Source organism: Loktanella sp. IMCC34160 (assembly GCF_004145845.1).
Taxonomy (GTDB): domain Bacteria; phylum Pseudomonadota; class Alphaproteobacteria; order Rhodobacterales; family Rhodobacteraceae; genus SELP01.
Map to the genome: position 1 here is coordinate 238,889 of NZ_SELP01000004.1, position 18,089 is coordinate 256,977.

Annotated in this window: 12 protein-coding genes; 3 read left to right on the forward strand and 9 right to left on the reverse strand. The window is 65.0% G+C overall.

Features of this window, described 5'->3' with window-relative positions; all coding sequences use genetic code 11:
* Position 1: 1 nt before the first annotated feature.
* The 6 genes from EU803_RS12315 to EU803_RS12340 form a co-directional block, all read right to left on the reverse strand.
* Entirely contained in the window at positions 2-1,366 is a 1,365-nt protein-coding gene (locus EU803_RS12315; RefSeq protein ID WP_129683213.1) for an aspartate aminotransferase family protein, read from the reverse strand.
* A 1-nt stretch (position 1,367) separates the two neighbouring features.
* Positions 1,368-2,708 (reverse strand): glutamine synthetase family protein, encoded by a 1,341-nt coding sequence (locus tag EU803_RS12320; RefSeq protein WP_129683215.1) that lies wholly within the window; start codon positions 2,706-2,708, stop codon positions 1,368-1,370.
* The gene (locus tag EU803_RS12325; protein WP_129683217.1) at positions 2,705-3,520 is read right to left on the reverse strand and encodes an ABC transporter permease subunit; all 816 of its coding nucleotides are present in this window, start codon (positions 3,518-3,520) and stop codon (positions 2,705-2,707) included. The genes EU803_RS12320 and EU803_RS12325 overlap by 4 nt, the downstream gene beginning before the upstream one ends.
* Positions 3,517-4,413, reverse strand: coding sequence for an ABC transporter permease subunit (locus tag EU803_RS12330; protein WP_129683219.1), 897 nt, complete (start codon positions 4,411-4,413; stop codon positions 3,517-3,519). Before EU803_RS12330 ends, EU803_RS12325 begins: the two co-directional genes overlap by 4 nt.
* Before the next feature lie 12 nt (positions 4,414-4,425).
* Positions 4,426-5,568, reverse strand: a complete 1,143-nt coding sequence (locus tag EU803_RS12335) for an ABC transporter ATP-binding protein (protein ID WP_129683221.1) — start codon at positions 5,566-5,568, stop codon at positions 4,426-4,428.
* Between the two features lie 72 nt (positions 5,569-5,640).
* The gene (locus EU803_RS12340; protein WP_129683223.1) at positions 5,641-6,726 is read right to left on the reverse strand and encodes a polyamine ABC transporter substrate-binding protein; all 1,086 of its coding nucleotides are present in this window, start codon (positions 6,724-6,726) and stop codon (positions 5,641-5,643) included.
* Between the two features lie 530 nt (positions 6,727-7,256).
* Between EU803_RS12340 and EU803_RS12345 the strand changes: the two genes are divergently transcribed.
* Genes EU803_RS12345 through EU803_RS12355 form a run of 3 tightly spaced genes read left to right on the forward strand, consistent with a single transcriptional unit; the run spans position 7,257 to position 11,415 of the window.
* A complete protein-coding gene (locus tag EU803_RS12345; RefSeq protein ID WP_129683226.1) occupies positions 7,257-8,654 on the forward strand; it encodes an aspartate aminotransferase family protein in 1,398 nt (465 codons plus the stop codon).
* Positions 8,655-8,662: 8 nt separating this feature from the next.
* A complete protein-coding gene (locus tag EU803_RS12350) occupies positions 8,663-9,964 on the forward strand; it encodes an FAD-binding oxidoreductase (RefSeq protein WP_129683228.1) in 1,302 nt (433 codons plus the stop codon).
* 26 nt (positions 9,965-9,990) lie between these two features.
* Complete coding sequence (locus tag EU803_RS12355) at positions 9,991-11,415, forward strand: aldehyde dehydrogenase family protein (RefSeq protein WP_129683230.1); 1,425 nt, start codon at positions 9,991-9,993, stop codon at positions 11,413-11,415.
* Positions 11,416-11,592: 177 nt separating this feature from the next.
* Here the strand turns inward: EU803_RS12355 and EU803_RS12360 are convergent, their stop codons facing one another.
* From EU803_RS12360 to truA, 3 genes are all read right to left on the reverse strand, one after another.
* Positions 11,593-15,360 (reverse strand): translocation/assembly module TamB domain-containing protein, encoded by a 3,768-nt coding sequence (locus EU803_RS12360; protein ID WP_129683232.1) that lies wholly within the window; start codon positions 15,358-15,360, stop codon positions 11,593-11,595.
* Positions 15,360-17,108, reverse strand: a complete 1,749-nt coding sequence (locus EU803_RS12365) for an autotransporter assembly complex family protein (RefSeq protein ID WP_242494357.1) — start codon at positions 17,106-17,108, stop codon at positions 15,360-15,362. Before EU803_RS12365 ends, EU803_RS12360 begins: the two co-directional genes overlap by 1 nt.
* A 183-nt stretch (positions 17,109-17,291) precedes the next feature.
* Positions 17,292-18,065: a tRNA pseudouridine(38-40) synthase TruA gene (gene truA, locus EU803_RS12370; RefSeq protein ID WP_129683236.1), complete on the reverse strand. Its 774-nt coding sequence runs from the start codon at positions 18,063-18,065 to the stop codon at positions 17,292-17,294.
* Positions 18,066-18,089 lie beyond the last annotated feature (24 nt).

Here is an 18,089-nt window from a genome sequence, read left to right on the forward strand (position 1 = left end):
GTCAGTCTTTCGTCAGTTGGTCCACCACATCGGCGAAGGCAGCGACCAGCCGGTCGATCTGCGCAGCCGTTGTGACGGGGGAGATTAGCATCATGTTGTGGAAGGGCGCGATCAGGCAGCCCCGGTTCAGAAGGCCCATGTGCAGCGCGGCCTCCAGCCGGGGCTGGTGGGCGGCGGCGGCCTCGGTCCCGTTGCGCAGGGGGCCGGGTGCGCAGATGAATTCCACACGCGCGCCAACCCGGACAACATGCCAGGGCAGCCCATGCGCCGCGATCACCCGTGACAGGCCCCGGTCAAGACGCGCAGCGCCCCGTTCCATCCGAGCGTAATTGGCGGGGGTCATGACCTCGGCCAGATTGGCGGACAGGCAGGCGAATTGCATCGGGTTGGCCGACAGGGTCGTGCCCATGCCACTGTGGCCGGGAGCGCGGGCCGCGTTCGCCTTTGCATAGCGATCGGCCAGTGTGGGTGTCAGCCCCCAGACTGCCGTCGGCATCCCGCCAGCCACGCATTTGCCCGCGACAAAGATATCCGGGCGCAGCCCGTGCACCCGGGTATATCCGCCCCAACCGCTGGAAATCGTATGGGTTTCGTCGATGATCAGCACCGCGCCATGGCGGTCGGCCAGTTCGCGCAATCCGTCGTGGAACCCTGGATCGGGCAGCACCATGCAGGAATTGGTCATCACAGGTTCGGTTAGGATCGCTGCGATGTCGCCGGACTTGAGCGCGTCTTCCACCCCGGCAAGGTCGTTGAATTCGCAGGCCGCGGCCTTGGCGGTCAGGTCTTCGACCTGCCCCATCAGGCCGGGCCGGTTGACGGTCTGCCCGTCCCGCAGTTCGACCATCGCGTCGTCCACGGTGCCGTGGTAGCAGCCGTTAAAAACCAGAACCTTTGCCCTGCCCGTGACGGCACGCGCGACCCGCAGAGCAAAGCGGTTGGCATCTGTCGCCGTCAGGGCGATTTGCCAGCGCATATCGCCAAAGGTCTCTGACAACAGACGCGCGGCCTCATAGGCGGCCTCGGTCGGCAGCATGTAGGTCAGACCGTGCCCCGCCTGCGCCCGGATTGCGCGGGCCACGGGGGCGGGGGAATGGCCAAACATCGACCCGGTGTCGCCTAGGCAGAAGTCATCGACCCGATTGCCGTCGATATCGGTCAGCCGCGCGCCCTTTGCCACCTCGACAAGCATCGGCACGGGCTGTGGCCAGTCGGTCATCCAATGCATCGGCACCCGGTCAAGAAAGCCGGACGCGCCCGCCGCATGGGCGGCCTGTGTTTTGGGCCGCGCGGCAAGATAGGCCTGCGTTTCGGCCCGGGCAAAGCTGTCGATCCGGTCCTTGGCAATCCCCGCGATGACGGTCATGTCAAATGCGCCCCAAATAGGTGCGGTATTCCGCGGGCGGGATGATGCGGGTCAGCTGTGCCGCCTCGTCCGCTTTGACCGCGCATAACACGCTGTGGAACTCTTCCCCCCAGATGTCGCGGGCGATGGGCGAGGTGCGGAAGGCGGCGATCGTGTCCAGCCAGTCATGGGACAGCGGCGGCTTGTCCGAAACCTCACCCGCGCCAAGCGGGGCAGGGGGCACCAGCCCCTGTTCGATCCCATGTAGCATCCCGCCCAGAATTCCGGTCAGCGCAAGGTAGGGGTTCACATCCGCGCCACAGATCCGGTGTTCCAGACGCGCGGCCTTGCCCGTTGTTTCGGGCAGGCGCACGGCGACGCCCCGGTGGTCGATCCCCCAGTCGGGGCTGGTCGGGGCAAAGCTGTTGGGCTGGAACCGGCGGAATGAATTCAGGTGCGGGGCAAAGACCAGTTGCAGGTCGCGCATGGTGGCCAAAACCCCGGCCACGGCATGGCCCAGTAGGGGGCCGACCCCGTCATCGGCGGCAAACACATTGTCGCCCGCATCGTTCAGGACCGACACATGCGCATGCATCCCATTGCCGGGATGATCGGCATAGGGTTTGGCCATGAACGTCGCCTCGAGCCCATGCGACCCGACCACACCAGCCACCAGCCTGCGAAACAGAACCGCCATGTCGGCGGCGGCCAGCACATCGGCGGTATGCAGGAAATTGATCTCGAACTGTCCCGGCCCGTATTCGGCGGTCAGCGTATCGGTCGGCAGCCCCTGCGCCTGCGCGGCGGCGATGATCTCGGCCATCAGGTCTTCGGTGCGGTCCAATGCGCCCATGTCATAGTTGCGCGCCCGGCCAAGGCCAGAGGGCGGCTCGGGCGCGTCGCTGGTTTCTTCGCGCGGCCGGCAGACGTAGAATTCCAACTCGGTCGCGACGACCGGATGCAGGCCCCGCGCCGCGAACCGGCCGACCATGCGCGCAAGGTGCCCACGGGCCGACAGGGCAGACGGCGCGCCCGTGTCATCCACCATCTCGACCAGCATCTGCGCGACGTTTCCATCCGACCAGGGCACCGGCAGCAGCGTGCCGGGAATGGGCAGAAGCACCCCATCCGGGTCGCCCTTCACGCTGCCAAGGCCGCTGTCGTCCACCTCTTCCCCGAAGATGTTCGGCGCATAGGTGGATTCCGGCAGGCGCAGCCCGCCCTTGGCCAGTTTCCCAGCCTCGGTTCCCGGAAGCCATTTGCCGCGCGGGATACAGTTGATGTCGGGCAGGATCGCTTCGATCCGGTCCGGGGTGCCGTGGGCCGCGACATGGGCGGCCCATTCGGCGTCGAAAGGTGTCATGCAGCGGCGGCCTTTTGTTCGTCCTTCTGGCGCTGCACCACCGCCCGCTTGTTCATGAAGGCGGCGATCAGCACCCCGACCGTCACGATCCCGATCATGATGGTGGACAGGGCGTTGATCTCGGGGCTGACGCCCAGACGCACGGCCGACCAGATCTTGATCGGCAGGGTGGTGGACGATGGGCCGGACACGAAGGACGCGATCACAAGGTCATCCAGCGACAGGGTAAAGGCCAGAAGCCAGCCCGAGATCACCGCGGGTGCGATGATCGGCAGGGTGACGGATTTGAAGGCATCGAAGGGGGTACAGCCAAGATCCAGCGCCGCCTCCTCAAGGGACTGGTCAAAGGACACCAGACGCGACGACACCACGACCGAGACATAGCACATGGAGAAGGTCGTATGCGCCAGCACGATGGTGGTCACGCTGCGATCCAACCCCACCGCGATGAACAGCAGAAGCAGCGACAGGCCGGTGATGACCTCGGGCATGACCAGCGGCGCGTAGATCGCTCCGGAGAACAGGGTCCGGCCATAGAACTTGCCGCCCCGTACCAGAACATAGGCTGCCATCGTCCCGAGGATCGTTGCCAGCGTCGACGACATCAGCCCGACCTTCAGCGTGACCAGAGCGGCATCCAGAAACGCCTCGTTCTTGACCAACTCGCCATACCACTTGGTCGAAAACCCGCCCCAGACGGCCACGTTGCGGCCCCCGTTAAAGCTGTAGATCACCAACAGGATCATCGGGATGTAGAGGAAGGCAAACCCAAGCGTGAGCGAGGTCGCGTTGAACCAGCTGAACCGTCTCATTGGTCTGCCTCCGCCTGACGTTCCTGGTTTTTCTGGAACAGGATGATGGGGATGATCAGGATCAGCAGCAGGATGATCGCCACGGCGCTGGCCACCGGCCAGTCACGGTTGGAGCTGAACTCTTCCCACAGAACCTTGCCGATCATCAGCGTCCCCGACCCGCCCAGAAGCGAGGGGATGACGAATTCCCCAAGCGCGGGGATGAAGACAAGGAAACAGCCCGCGATGATGCCCGGCCGGGACATGGGCGCGGTCACCAGCCAGAAGGCCGAGGTGCGGGTGCAGCCCAGATCCTCGGCGGCTTCCAGCAGCGACACGTCCAGCTTGTCCAGCGTCGCGTAGATCGGCAGGATCATGAAGGGCAGGTAGGTGTAAACGATGCCGATATAGACGGCGACATTGGTGTTCAGGATCGTCAGCGGGTCGTCGATGATCCCCAGCCACAGCAGCGCCCCGTTCAGGAACCCCTCTTTGCCAAGGATGCCCATCCACGAATAGACGCGGATCAGGAACGAGGTCCAGAACGGCAGGATCACCAACATCATCAGGGTCGCGCGCCATTCTTCCGGGGCGCGGGCCATGCCATAGGCGATGGGAAACCCGACGGACAGCGTGATCAGGGTGGCGACGACGGCGATCTGAAGGCTGGACAGATAGGCCTTCCAATACAGATCATCGGTCGTCAGAAACTTGAACGTGTCGAAATCCAGCTTCGAAAAGAAGTCCGAAATCGACGCCCATCCCCCGAAAACATCCAGCGTCGGTGTGTAGGGCGGGATCGACACCGCATAGTCCGACAGCGAGATCTTCAGCACGATCAGGAACGGCGCGAGGAAGAACAGCACAAGCCAGAGGTAGGGAACCCCGATCAGTGAAAAACGGCGCAGGTTCATTGCATGATCCCCCTACCGCGTCAGGACGAGGCCGGCGGTGTCGGTCCACGACAGCCACACTTCGTCTTCCCATGTGAAATCCCGGCGCGCCAAGCGGCGCGAGTTGGTCATCTGCGCCGAGATCAGCTGCCCGCTGTCCAGCCGGACGTGGTAGGTCGAGATATTGCCGAGATAGCCGATATCCTCGATCTTGCCCTTCACCGCGTTGGCGCGGGTCGGGTCGGGTTCGGTGCCGACGACGATCTTCTCGGGCCGGATCGCAAAGGCGACCTTGGTTCCCAGCACGCCGCTTTCGGGGGTGGCCGCCTTGATCGGGGCCGCGCCTTCGGCATAGCTGACCTCGCAGGTGCCTTCGTTGACGGCGGTCACGGTGCCTTCGATCAGGTTCACATCGCCAATGAAGTCGGCAACATAGACTGAATTCGGATATTCATAGATATCCGCCGGGGTCGCGACCTGGATCAGTTGCCCGTGGTCCATGACGGCAACGCGGCTGGCGACGGTCATCGCCTCTTCCTGATCGTGGGTCACGATCACGAATGTGGTGCCGGTCTTTTCCTGAATGTCCATCAGCTCGAACTGGGTTTCCGTGCGCAGCTTCTTGTCCAGCGCGCCAAGCGGTTCATCCAGCAAAAGCAGTTTCGGGGCCTTGGCAAGCGACCGGGCCAGCGCCACGCGCTGGCGCTGGCCGCCGGAAATCTGGTGTGGCTTGCGGCGGGCGAACTTCTCCAGCCGGGTCAGGCGCAGCATCTCTTCGACGCGGGCGCCGATCTGGTCTTTCGGCATCGTGGACCGGCGCAGGCCAAAGGCGATGTTGTCCCAGACCGACAGGTGCGGAAACAGCGCGTAGGACTGGAACATCATGTTCACCGGGCGCTTGTTCGGCGGCACCGCGGCGATGTCTTCGCCACCCAGCCGGATCGTGCCGTCCGAGGGCGTTTCGAACCCTGCCAGCATTCGCATCAGCGTGGTCTTGCCGCAGCCCGACGGGCCAAGCAGGGCGAAGAACTCTTTCTCGTAGATCGAAAGGTTCAGGTGATCGATCGCGGTGAAATCCCCGAACCGCTTGGTCACATTGGAGAATTCGATCAACGGTTTCTGGCTGTCGTCCAGCCAGGGGGCAAAGACGGTCTGGTTTTTCGCGGGCTGGGCCATGGAAATCTCGGGTCCGGAGGAATGAAAAGCCCCGCGCCGGAACCGGCACGGGGCGCTGTTGGTCAGGTCGGATCAGGTGCCCGACTTGATCCGGGTCCACAGGCGGGTGACAACCCGCTGCACGCCTGCGTCATAGGGCGTGGTGGTGAACAGTTTGCCGAGCGTTTCGGCGTCCGGGTAAACGGCCGGGTATTCAAGGATCTCCGCATCGATGAATTCCTGCGCGGCCTCGTTGCCGCTGGCATACCAGACATAGTTGGTGGCGGCGGCAGAGTTCTGGGCGTCCATGATGAAGTTGATGAACACATGGGCCGCATCCGGGTTCGGCGCATCGACCGGGATCGCCATCTGGTCAAACCACATCTGTGCGCCTTCCACCGGGATCGAATAGTCGATCTCGTGGCCGTTCTCGGCCTCGGAGGCGGCATATTGCGCCTGGAACACATCGCCGGACCAGCCGACGGCCACGCAGATCTCGCCGTTGGCCAGCGCGTTGATGTATTCGGAGCTGTGGAACTTGCGGATGTAGGGGCGCACCGCCGCATAGACCTCTTCGGCCTTGGCGATCACGTCCGGGTCGTGGCTGTCCGGGTCTTCGCCGATATACAGCAGTGCCGCCGGGATCATCTCGGCCGGGGCGTCAAGGAAGTAGACGCCGCAATCCGCCAGCTTTTCCATGTTGGCCGGATCAAAGACCAGCGACCAGCTGTTCAGCGGCGCATCTTCGCCAAGCGCCTCTTGCACCATGCCGATGTTATAGCCGATGCCGGTGGTGCCCCACATGTAGTTGACCGAATAGGCGTTGTCGGGATCGTACTGTTCGGTGCGTTCCTCGATCACGTCCCACATGTTGCCAAGGTTCGGCAGCTTGGCGGGGTCCAGCGGCTGGAACGCGCCGGCTTCGATCTGGCGCTGAAGGAAGGTGCCCGAGGGAACCACAACGTCATAGCCCGACCCGCCGGCCAGCATTTTCGTTTCCAGAAGCTCGTTGCTGTCGAAGACGTCGTAGATCAGGTCGATCCCGGTTTCTTCTTCGAATTTGGTCAGCAGCTCTTCGTCGATGTAGTCGGACCAGTTGTAGACGCGCACCTCTTCCGCGGTGGTCGCGCCAGCGACAGCGGCAAGGGCCGCGGCCATCGGCAGCCATGTCATCTTCATATTGGGTCTCCCTGGTGATCTTTGTGAGTGGTTTCTTGGCGTCCTGCCGGTAAATTTGATCAAACGTTGTCTGTTTGGCAACATTTATCTTCGGATCATCCGGAAATCATCGGGCCATGACCGCAGGCGATTTGCAAGAGGGGAACCCGAAAACTGCTGCGAGGCCGGGGGCTTATGCCAAGACCGCCCGGAAATCGCGCGTTGTGTTCAATTAATTGATAGATGGCGTCCGCGTCCTTTGCCGCGCAGCCGAATCGGTGTCGGTTCAAGGCTGGGATCGCCATTGATCGCGCGGTGCGGAGATTCGGTATTTCGGCGAAATCACTACGGATTGCACTGCGGTTCAGCTGGGTTCCGGCCCGGGTTGAACCTTCTGGGTGAATAATTTGATCAAAAATATTGACTCCCCCACGGACCCCGATATTCTGTGCTCGATCCCGGTGCGCGACAGGCCGCCGGACTTTCTGACACCGACGGACGTGCCTGACCAAGACGGCACATTTCCCGCAAGACGAGGCGAGGACCAGCCCATGACGACGATTTCCATCAACTCTCCCACTGCCGAGTTGCAGGCGCTGGATGCCGCCCACCATATGCACCCGTTTACCGCCAATGCGGATCTGGCCAAGAAGGGCGCCCGCGTCATCACCCGCGCCGAAGGCAACTGGCTGACCGACAGCGAAGGCCACCGCATTCTGGACGCGATGGCCGGTCTGTGGTGCGTCAACATCGGCTATGGTCGCAAGGAACTGGCCGAGGTCGCCGCCCGGCAGATGATGGATCTGCCCTATTACAACACCTTCTTCCAGACGACCCACGTCCCCGCAATCCAATTGGCCGAGAAGATCGCCCAGCTTGCCCCGGGCGACCTGAACCACGTCTTCTTTGCCGGGTCGGGATCGGAAGCCAACGACACCAACCTGCGGATGGTGCGCCATTACTGGGCGGCCAAAGGCAAGCCGGAAAAACAGATCGTCATCAGCCGCAAAAACGCCTACCACGGGTCGACCATGGCCGGGATGAGCCTTGGCGGCATGGCCGGGATGCACAAGCAGGGTGGCGTCATTCAGGGCATCCACCACATCAACCAGCCCAACTGGTGGTCCGAAGGCGGCGACATGACCCCCGAAGATTTCGGCCTTGCCCGCGCACAGGAACTGGAAAAGGCCATTCTTGAACTGGGCGAAGACCGCGTTGCCGCCTTTATCGGCGAACCGGTGCAGGGCGCCGGCGGCGTGATCATCCCGCCGGAAACCTACTGGCCCGAAATTCAGCGCATCTGCGACAAGTACGAGATCCTGCTGATCGTGGACGAGGTGATCTGCGGGTTCGGTCGCACCGGCAACTGGTTCGGCTCCCAGACCTACAATCTGCGCCCGGACATCATGACCATCGCCAAGGGCCTGTCGTCCGGCTACCTGCCCATTGGTGGGTCTGTCGTGTCGGACGAGGTCGCGGGCGTGATCGGCTCTGCCGGGGATTTCAACCACGGCTATACCTATTCCGGCCACCCCGTTGCCGCCGCCGTCGCGCTGGAAAACCTGCGGATTATCGAAGATGAAGGCATCGTCGAGCGGGTCCGTGACGACATCGGTCCGTATCTGGCCAAGGCGTGGCACAGCCTCGGCGATCACCCGCTGGTGGGCGAAACCAAGATCGTCGGCATGATGGCCTCGCTCGCGCTGGTGCCGGTCAAGGGCAGCCGCGCGCCCTTCGCCTATGATGCCGGAACGGTCGGCTGGCGCTGCCGCGAACGCTGCTTTGGCAATGACCTGATCATGCGCCATGTGGGCGACCGGATGATCGTGTCGCCGCCGCTGACCCTGTCCCACGAAGAGGTCGATATCCTTGCGGCCCGCGCCCGCAAGGCGCTGGACGAAACCTACGAAGGGCTCAAGGCGGACGATATGCTCAAGCCCGCCGCCTGAGACCAGCAATGGATATCCTGACCGCCAACGACCGGACCGGGGAATTTCCCCGGTCCTGGTACGCAGACACCGCAGAACAGCCCGCGCCGCAACCCGTGGCGGTGGGGGATCTGGCCTGCGATGTCTGCGTCGTTGGCGGTGGGTTCACCGGCCTGTCCGCAGCCCTGCATCTGGCCGAACGTGGCTATGACGTGATCCTGCTGGAGGCGCATCGGGTTGGCTGGGGGGCCTCTGGCCGCAACGGCGGGCAGGTGTCGGGCGGTCAAAGGCTGGATCAGGATGAATTGGAAGCCATGGTCGGGCGCGAAGTGGCGCGGGGCCTGTGGGACATCGCGCAGGAGTCGGTCCAGCTGATCCGCGATCTGGACGCGCGGCATGATGCCAACGCGACCTTTGTCCCCGGAATCATCCACGCCGACCACAAAGAACGCTTTGTCGCCCATTCCCACGCCTATGCGCGAAAACTGCAAGACGACTACGGCTATTCGGCCATCCGCACCCTCGACAGGGCAGAAACCTGCAAGCTGGTCGGAAGCGAGGCCTACCACGGCGGCACGCTGGACATGGGCGCGGGGCATATCCACCCATTGCGGTTTGCCTTTGGGCTTGCCCGCGCCTGCCGGTCCGCCGGGGTTCGCATTTTCGAAATGTCCCGCGTGACCGACCTGACCGAGGCCGCGCCCGCGACCGTCTCCACGGAACAGGCGAAAATCACCGCCGATCATGTGATCCTTGGCTGCAACGGCTATCTGGGCAACCTTCAGGGCCGGGTAGCGTCGCGGGTGATGCCGATCAACAACTTCATCGTGGCGACCGATCCGCTGCCCGATGATCTTGTCGCGACGATCCTGCCGGACCGGCTCGCCGTGGCCGACAGCAAATTCGTGATCAACTATTTCCGCCTGTCCGAAGACAACCGGATGCTGTTTGGCGGCACGGAAAGCTATGGCTACCGGTTTCCCAAGGATATCGCCGCCAAGGTCCGCCGCCCGATGGAGGAGATTTATCCCCAGCTAAGGGGTGTCGGGATCAGCCATGCCTGGGGCGGAACGCTGGGGATCACCATGAACCGGATGCCGCATTTTGAACGACTGCGCGGCAACATCCTGTCGGCGTCTGGCTATTCCGGGCACGGGGTCGCCATGGCGACGATGGGCGGGAAACTGGCAGCCGATGCCGTTGCCGGACAAGCGGAAGGGTTCGACCTTATGGCACAGGTGCCCACAACGCCGTTCCCGGGCGGGGTTCTGATGCGCTGGCCGCTTCTGGTGCTGGCGATGGTCTGGTTCTCGCTTCGGGACAAACTCTAATTCCAAACGCCCCAGGGAGGTGCGCCATGAAAGACCTGCGCAAGTTCTATATCAACGGCGAATGGGTGGATCCGATCACCCCGAACGATTTTCCGGTCCTGAACCCGGCGACCGAGGAACAGATCGCCGTGATCAGCCTTGGGTCCGCCGCCGATGTGGACCGCGCGGTGGCCGCCGCCAACGCCGCCTTCCCCGCGTTTTCGCAGACGACCAAGGACGACCGTCTGGGCCTTCTGGCCGATATCCGCGCCGCCTATGTCGCCCGCTATGATGAAATCGCAGATGCGGTGATGCAGGAAATGGGCGCCCCGCGGGACCTGTCCTGGGGCGCGCAGGCGGCTGTGGGCAAGGGCCATCTGGACGGGGTGGTCGAGGCCCTCAAGGCCCTGAAGTTCGACAGCACCTACCTGAACGGTGACCAGATCCTGCGTGAACCGATCGGGGTCTGCGGGCTGATCACCCCGTGGAACTGGCCCGTCAATCAGGTCGTGCTGAAGGTTCTTCCGGCGTTGGCGGCGGGCTGCACCATGGTGCTTAAGCCCTCCGAACTGACCCCGTGGGACGCGATGATCTATGCCGAGATCCTGCACGAGGCCGGGGTGCCCGCCGGTGTCTTCAACCTTGTGAACGGCGAAGGACCCGAGGTGGGCGCGGCCATGTCCCGCCACCCGGACGTGCAGATGATGTCCTTCACCGGGTCCACCCGCGCGGGCACCGCGATCATCAAGGATGCCGCCGACACGGTAAAGCGGGTCACGCTGGAACTGGGCGGCAAATCCCCGAACCTCGTGTTCGCCGATACCGATGTGGACGAGGCCGTGGCCCGAGGCGTGCGCCATTGTTTTCAGAATACCGGCCAGTCCTGCAATGCGCCGACCCGGATGCTGGTCGAGGCCTCGGTCTATGACCGCGCGGTCGAGGTGGCCCGCGAAACCGCGCTGGCCCAGAAGGTCGGTGATCCGACCCAGCCGGGGGATCACATCGGCCCGCTGATTTCGCAGATGCATTGGGACAAGGTGCAAGGGCTGATCCAGGCCGGGATCGACGAAGGCGCGCGGCTGATCGCGGGCGGCACGGGCAAGCCCGATGGGCTGAACGCGGGCTACTATTGCCGTCCGACCGTTTTTGCCGATGTAACCAACGACATGACCATTGCCCGAGAAGAAGTGTTCGGCCCTGTCCTTGCCATGTTGCGGTTCGAGACCGAGGAAGAGGCGGTGCGCATCGCCAATGACACCCCCTATGGTCTGGCCGCCTATGTCCAGACGGGCGATACCGCCCGCGCCGACAGGCTGGTTCGCGCGCTTCGGGCCGGGGATGTGCATGTCAACGATAGCGACATCAGCTGGGGCAGCCCCTTCGGCGGCTACAAGATGAGCGGGCAGGGCCGCGAAGGCGGTCTGTTCGGGATCGAGGATTTCCTTGAGATCAAGGCAGTGTCGCGGGCCTGATTGGAGCGGCCCTCTGGCCCGGGCGACCAGCCCGGGCTGCGCCCGTCCCGCCCCCAGGGCGGGCGCATTGCGGGGTTCCGAATTGCACCAGCGTTGGCGGTGGATGGCACCATGAACTGCATAGGCCCAACGTAACAAAGCGCCCACCCCGGGACGGGCGCGGCCCGGTCTTGCTGCCTAGTAATCCCGTTCGAAGAAGATCCCGAGCGAGGTTTCCCCGTCGCTCGACACGCCGCCCTTGGCCGTGATGTCGGGCGTCAGGTCAAGGTTCAGGTCGATCCGGGTTTCGCCCGTGCCGGTCACGGTCAGGTCGGTATAGACGTTTTCCGAGATATATTTCCCCGCCCGCACGGCGGCATTGCCGTCCGCATCGGTGGTGACGTCCAGATCATCCAGCCCGATGCCGGCCCGCAGATTGTCCACGAACCCCGCGCCGCCGCGCCCGGCCAGCGTGCTGATTGCACCGGCCAGTTGCACCGCCTGAAACGGGGAAATCTCGCTCAGGTCGCGGCCAAAGATCAGCTGAGCCAGAATTTCATCCTGCGGCATTTCCGGGGAAGAGGTAAAGCTGACCTCCGGTTCAGTCACCACCCCTTCGATGATGACATTGATCAAGGTGCCCGTCGCCGCCCGGGTGCTGGCCAAAAGCCGGACATAGGGTACGAAATCGCCCTGGATTGCGGCGTAGCCTTCGGTCAGGTCGAACCGCTGTTGCAGGATCGACAGCCGCCCCCGGATCAGGTTGAACTGACCCTGCGGGATGACCAGCGCGGTGGTTCCGGTCAGCCGCAGGCTGCCACCCAATTCCGCGTCCAGCCCCCGGCCCCGAATAAAGATGCGCGACGGCGCTTCGACCACGATATCAAGGGGATAGGCGGGGCCACCGCTGCCGCCCGTTGCTGGTTCCGTGCCCTGAAGGGTCAGCCCGGCCCGGTCCAGCGTCTGCCGCACCGCCGCCGGTGCCCCCACATGCGCCACTTCTGGCAGGGCACCCAAGGTGCCAAAGTCGGACGAGGGCACCCGCAGGTTGGTTTCCCCAAGGGTCAGCCGACCGTCGATCCGTGCGCCGCCTGCCAGCGGGCCGTTGATTCCAAGTGCCCCGCTGATCGTGGTTTCGTAAAGCTGCCGGTCGCGCTGGACGAAATTCACTGCCTCCGCCGTCAGGGCAGCGTTGAACGGCGCGGACAGGCCCACCGTCCCGCGCAGGGCAAGCTGGCCGCCGGTCTCCGGCGCGGCGGCTAGGTCGATGCGGGCCGACCCGTTCGACAGGTCGACCGTGGCCGCGATCTGGTTGATGGATTGGCCAAGGGTCGGGGCCGACAACTGGGCGGCGTCGGTGGTGACGGTGCCTGACAGGGAGGCCAATGCCGGCGGGCCGGACAGCCGCAGGTCATAGCGGGCGATCCCGCCAAGCCGGCGCGGGGCCAGCATCCCGTTCAACAGGCCGAGCGGGGCCGATCCCGTCGCTGACAGGTTCAGGACCGGGTCTTCGGTCGCGGTGCCGGACAGGGCCATGGTCGTGCCCCCCGGCCCGGTGCCATCGGCGGTGATCGTCCAGACCCCGTCGGCCCCGCGTTGGGCGCTGCCTGTTGCGCTGGCCGGGCCACTAAAATCCGGGGCCAGAAGTGCCACATCGGCAAGTCGTGCGTCGAACCGGCCCGTTCCCGCGCCCTCGGCCGAGGTTGACAGGGTGGCCGACAGGCTGGCCGCCGGGGTCACGATCTCGATCTCGGGCAGGTCGATCCGCCCCGAGGCCGCCCGGCTGATCCGGGTCGAAACCCGGCCCGCGCCGCGCAGCAGCGGGTCGATCACAGCGATCCCGCTTTGCAGGGATCGGGTTTCTGCAGAAAGCGCCATGTCGAAGGTGCTGAAATCTTCGGACAGCGTGCCTGAGAGCGTGGCAGTTATCGCGCCAGAAAGGTCTTGCCCCGTGACCCCGGCCAGTCGTCTCAGATCGGTCAGGCTGGCCGCGATGTCGGCACGGATCGGCGCCCCGGTTTCGGTGTCCGGCAGGTCGGCCAGAACTGTGACCCGGTCAGCACCCGATTGCAGCTCCGCCTCGATCCGGCCCAGACCGCTGGCCGCGCGCCGGGCGGTCGCGGTCAGAACGGCAGGTCCTTCCAGCCGCGCGTCGATATCGGCGATGTCGGCCAGTGCCATGCGGATATCGGCGTTGGTCTCGGCGCTGGTCAGCGACAGGGAACCGGTGATCTCGGCCCGAGGGGTCGTGATCGAAAGCCCGTCCAGCCGCACACCATCGGCGTCCCGCACCGCCATGACCGACAGTTGCCCGGCCCCGTCCAGCAGGGGATCGACCTGCGCAAATCCAACCCGAAGGTCTGCGGTATCCCCGGTCACAAAGGCCCGGATCGCACCCGATGTCGGGATCACGCGCGACACGATTGTCACGTCCGCTGCCCCGCCAATGTCCTGCCCCAGCAGAGAGGCGAACCGCCCCATGTCGCGGGCGGCAAGGTTGACCGAACTGTCGATGGCGAAATCCTCATCGGCGCCCGCGATCTCGGCCCGCGCGGAAAGGGCGATGCCGGGGCCGTCAAGGGTCAATTCGTCGATGAAAGTTGGTTCGCCTTCTGCATGGCGCAGCGACAGAACCCCCGAAAGACCATCGCCCAGCGCCTGTTGCATCCCCTGATCGGCAAGGGACACGCCCTGTGCGTCATAGGCCAGATCGGCGGTCAGGCGGCCCAATGCCGTGCCCTCTCCGGTTTCGATGATGCCGCCGCCAGACAGCCGGACAGTGTCAACGGACAGGGTGGGGCGCGACAGCCCTCTCAGGTCCGCGGTCAGGCCCCATTCGTCACCTCGCGCCGCGTCAAAGAACAGGGACAGCGTGCCGCCGGTCACGGTTGTTGGGTCGCCCGAGAGGGGCAGACGGACCGGCGCGCCGGTTCCATCGCCCAGGGTGCCGGAGAGATCAAAGGCGCTGGGCCAGCCTTCAGCGCCGATTTGGGCGGTGCCGGTCAGGTCCAGCGTTCGGGCCGACAGGTGCAGCCGTTCAAGGTCCACCGCCCCGGACGGAAACCGGGTCACATGGGTTTCAAGGCTGACCTCTGGCCCAAAGAAATCACGATAATCGGGCAGGAACAGCGCCGTCACATCCCCCGACAGGTCCAATGCGAAGGTCTGCGCATTCGGCGTTTCAGCATCTGCGGCACCGGTCGTCATGTCGAACCGGCCGGTCAGGCGCGGCGCCCCATCGGTTTGCAGCCGTAGGTCCGCGCCGAACCCGGCAAGGGGTCCGCTGCCCACGATTTCCAGCCCCACCGAGGGCAGCCCCGGCAGGTCCAGAAGCCGCGCCGCGATGCCGCCGGGGCCTTCGTTCAGGATCAGCGACAGGTCAAGCTGGCGGGTTTCATTGGAAAAGGCCGCGTCGATGTCAAACTGCCCGGTTTGCCCATCGTCCAGCCGCGCGGCGCTCACCTGCGCGCTGCCGGCGCCGCCATCAAGGGAAACAGCGCCGTTCAACCCCACCGCCACCGCCTCACCCAGAATGGGGGCGCCCAGTTCGATCCGGGTGGCGGCAAGGGTTTCGATGTCGATAGAGACAGGCAGGTCCGGCAGGGCAAAGGGGGTTGCCTCGGGCGTTGGGCCGTCGGGGTCCGTGTTGGGCAGCCGGTCAATCGCGATCAGCCCGGCGGACAGTTCGGTGATATCCACCCGTCCCGCCAGAAGCGCCGAACGGGACCAGTCCAGCGTCAGGTCCTCCATCCGCAGCCAGACCCCGACATCGTCGGCGATGGTCAGGCTGGCAATCGTGGCCTCGGCGCTCAGCGCGCCTTCGAACCCGTCGATGGTGATGACGCGGCCCGCGCCGGACAGGTTTTCTTCAAGGAAGGTGGTGATATAGCCCTTGTCCGCCTCTGCCGTATCCTGCGACAGGGCGGGGCTGGCCACCACGCAAAGGGCAAATACCGCGCGCCGCATCAGAAGGCCTGCCCGATGCCAACGTAGAACGACAGGCTGTCGCCCGCGTCTGGCCCGGTGACCGGGGTGGCAAGGTCCACCCGGATCGGACCCAACCCGGTGTTGTATCGGATCCCCACGCCCGCGCCCGCGTGCCAGTCTCCACTGTCGAACGGGGTCGCCGTGTCGCCGACAAAGCCCGCGTCGTAGAAGCCGACAAGACCGATCCTGTCAGTCACGCTGACCCGCGCCTCGACCGAGGCGGCGGCAAAGGACAGGCCGCCGATTTCATTGCCGCCACCAAGGTCGATGGCGAGCGATTGATAGGGCTGGCCGCGCACGGTGTCGCCGCCGCCGGAATAGAACAGGTAGTCCGAAGGGCTGTCGGACAGGCCGGTGCCAAGGACCGAGCCCAACTGCCCGCGAAACGCCAATGTCACCCGGTCGTCGGCCCCGAAACTACGGTAGGCCCGCCCGTCCGCATAGATCCGCGCGCCGCTGCCTGCGTCGCCAAAGCCAAGGAAGGGGGTGATATCCAACGACAGGTAAAAGCCCGAAGCGGGATCAAGCGGATCGTCGCGCCGGTCTTCGGTGCCGGTCAGAGGTAGCGTCAAAAGCTGGTAGCTGCGGCTGCCCAGATCATCCTCGACCGTGGCCGCGACAAAGCCGATGGCCCCGCTGGCCGTGCGCTGGGCACTGACCCGGCGGGCAAACCCGGCCTCCAGCGCGATCTGGTCAAGGAAGAAGTCGGGTTCGTCCAGCCGTTCAATGCTGGCCCCGATGAGGAGATCGTTGTCGGGGTGCAGCGTGCCGGGACGCCGAAAATCCGCAGAAAGCCGGTAGTCGGTGCCGCCGGTTTCCCCGCCCAGACCCGAGATATCGGCCTCGACCCGCAGGTTTTCCGCCCCGCCAAACAGGTTGCGGTGCATCCAGTAGCCGGACAGGCCCAGCCCCTCGACCGTGGAATATTCCAAGCCAAATCCGAACCGGCGCGGTTTTTCCTCGGCCAGTTGCGCGGTGATCGGAAGGGAGTAGTCGGCGGTGTAGTTTTCCGCCTCGGTCAGGGTGACGGCGCTGAACGCGCCGGTGCGGCGCAACCGCTGGGCGGCAAGCGAGACTTCCTCGGGCGAAAAAACGGTGCCTTCGGGTAGGCCCGCGATTTCGACGATCCGCTCCGACCGGACGGCGACATTGCCTGATGGGATCAGCGGGCCGAAGGTCAGGCGCGGGCCGGGGTCGATCCCGATAGACACATCCAGCCGGTTTTCGGCATGGACCGCCGTGATGTCCTGACTGTCCGGGGTTGCCTTGGCATGACCCGCGTCGCGCCAGCCATCGACGGCGGCAATCGCTGCCGCGCGGGCCATGTCGGACCGGGCAACCGCGCCGGGCCGGAAGCCTTCGGGCAGGGTGGTGCCCGGCGCAAGCGGGCCAATTTCCGCCTGACCAAAGCGAAAGCGCGGTCCCGGCGTCACCCGAATTTCGACCGATCCAATGGTGGCGGGCGCATCCAGCGGGGCAAGCCCCGCCGCCTCGCGCCCGTCGATCAGGATCGACACCGCGCCGCCATAATAGCCTTCGGCATAAAGACCGGTCAGCATCCGCCGATAATCGGCCTGCGCCGCCGCCACGATGTCCTGCGGCGTTCCCGTGCCCTCTGCCGCCAGTTCCGCGGTCAGCGACGCCAGCCGCAAGGTGCCCCTTAGACCCGCATCTTCGGTGGTCAGACGAAACTGCACATCCTGCGCGGGCAGGGGGGCCGCGGTCATCAGACCCGCGGCAAGTGCAAGCATGGGGGCAAATCGTGCCAAATATTCCGCTCCGTCCGGTGCCTTGGGCCACTTTCGGACCCTTGTGGCCTTGATACCCTATGTAGAGCCGAAGAAAATGGGGAAACCCCCATCGGCAAGGCTTTGCCGACCACAAAATGGTGAAGATCGGCGGCTGTCAGTTCAGGCGGCGAAGGGATCAACGGGGTAGGACACCCCGGCAAGATACAGGCCCTCCGGTGGGCAGACAGGGCCGCAGGCCGCGCGGTCCCGGGCGTCAAGCGCGGCGGTGACATCGTCGGGCGTCCATGCCCCCGCGCCGACCCGTTCCAGCGTGCCGACGAAGCTGCGGACCTGATTGTGCAGGAACGACCGGGCGCGCAGATGGAACTGAAACTCCTGCCCGCCATCGGACCGCGCAATTTCCTCGACCCGCAATTCATCCAGCGTCTTCACAGGGCTTGCCGCCTGACAGATCGACGACCGGAATGTGGTGAAATCATGCAGCCCGATCAGCCGGTCGGCCCCGGACTGCATCGCCGCCCGGTCCAGCCGGTTTTTGACCTGCCAGACCAGCCCGGCCTCGTGCACCAATGGCGCGCGGCGGGCGACCAGCCGGAACTGATAGCGCCGCTCGACCGCGGAAAACCGGGCGTGCCAGTCATCGGCCACGGGGGCGCAGGCCACGATGGCGACCGGGGCGGGCTTGAGGTGAAAATTCAGCGCCTCGGACAGGCGGAACGGGTCCCAGTCGCGGGCCAGATCGCAATGGGCGACCTGCCCGGTGGCGTGAACGCCTGCATCGGTCCGGCCAGCAGCGGCGATGGTATGCTCACCCGGCTCCAGCCGCGCCAGCGCGGCCTCGACCGCGCCCTGAACCGATGGCTGGTCGGCCTGACGCTGCCAGCCCGCAAAGGGCGCGCCGTGGTATTCGATTTTAAGGGCATAGCGGGGCATTTCTGCGCCATAGGGGGAGGTGGG

Excerpts from the sequence above, each read along its gene's own strand:
- EU803_RS12315 (WP_129683213.1), bottom strand. The coding sequence starts at position 1,366 with ATGACCGTCATCGCGGGGATTGCCAAGGACCGGATCGACAGCTTTGCC.
- EU803_RS12320 (WP_129683215.1), bottom strand. The coding sequence starts at position 2,708 with ATGACACCTTTCGACGCCGAATGGGCCGCCCATGTCGCGGCCCACGGC.
- EU803_RS12325 (WP_129683217.1), bottom strand. The coding sequence starts at position 3,520 with ATGAGACGGTTCAGCTGGTTCAACGCGACCTCGCTCACGCTTGGGTTT.
- EU803_RS12330 (WP_129683219.1), bottom strand. The coding sequence starts at position 4,413 with ATGAACCTGCGCCGTTTTTCACTGATCGGGGTTCCCTACCTCTGGCTT.
- EU803_RS12335 (WP_129683221.1), bottom strand. The coding sequence starts at position 5,568 with ATGGCCCAGCCCGCGAAAAACCAGACCGTCTTTGCCCCCTGGCTGGAC.
- EU803_RS12340 (WP_129683223.1), bottom strand. The coding sequence starts at position 6,726 with ATGAAGATGACATGGCTGCCGATGGCCGCGGCCCTTGCCGCTGTCGCT.
- EU803_RS12345 (WP_129683226.1), top strand. The coding sequence starts at position 7,257 with ATGACGACGATTTCCATCAACTCTCCCACTGCCGAGTTGCAGGCGCTG.
- EU803_RS12350 (WP_129683228.1), top strand. The coding sequence starts at position 8,663 with ATGGATATCCTGACCGCCAACGACCGGACCGGGGAATTTCCCCGGTCC.
- EU803_RS12355 (WP_129683230.1), top strand. The coding sequence starts at position 9,991 with ATGAAAGACCTGCGCAAGTTCTATATCAACGGCGAATGGGTGGATCCG.
- EU803_RS12360 (WP_129683232.1), bottom strand. The coding sequence starts at position 15,360 with ATGCGGCGCGCGGTATTTGCCCTTTGCGTGGTGGCCAGCCCCGCCCTG.
- EU803_RS12365 (WP_242494357.1), bottom strand. The coding sequence starts at position 17,108 with ATGACCGCGGCCCCCCTGCCCGCGCAGGATGTGCAGTTTCGTCTGACC.
- truA (WP_129683236.1), bottom strand. The coding sequence starts at position 18,065 with ATGCCCCGCTATGCCCTTAAAATCGAATACCACGGCGCGCCCTTTGCG.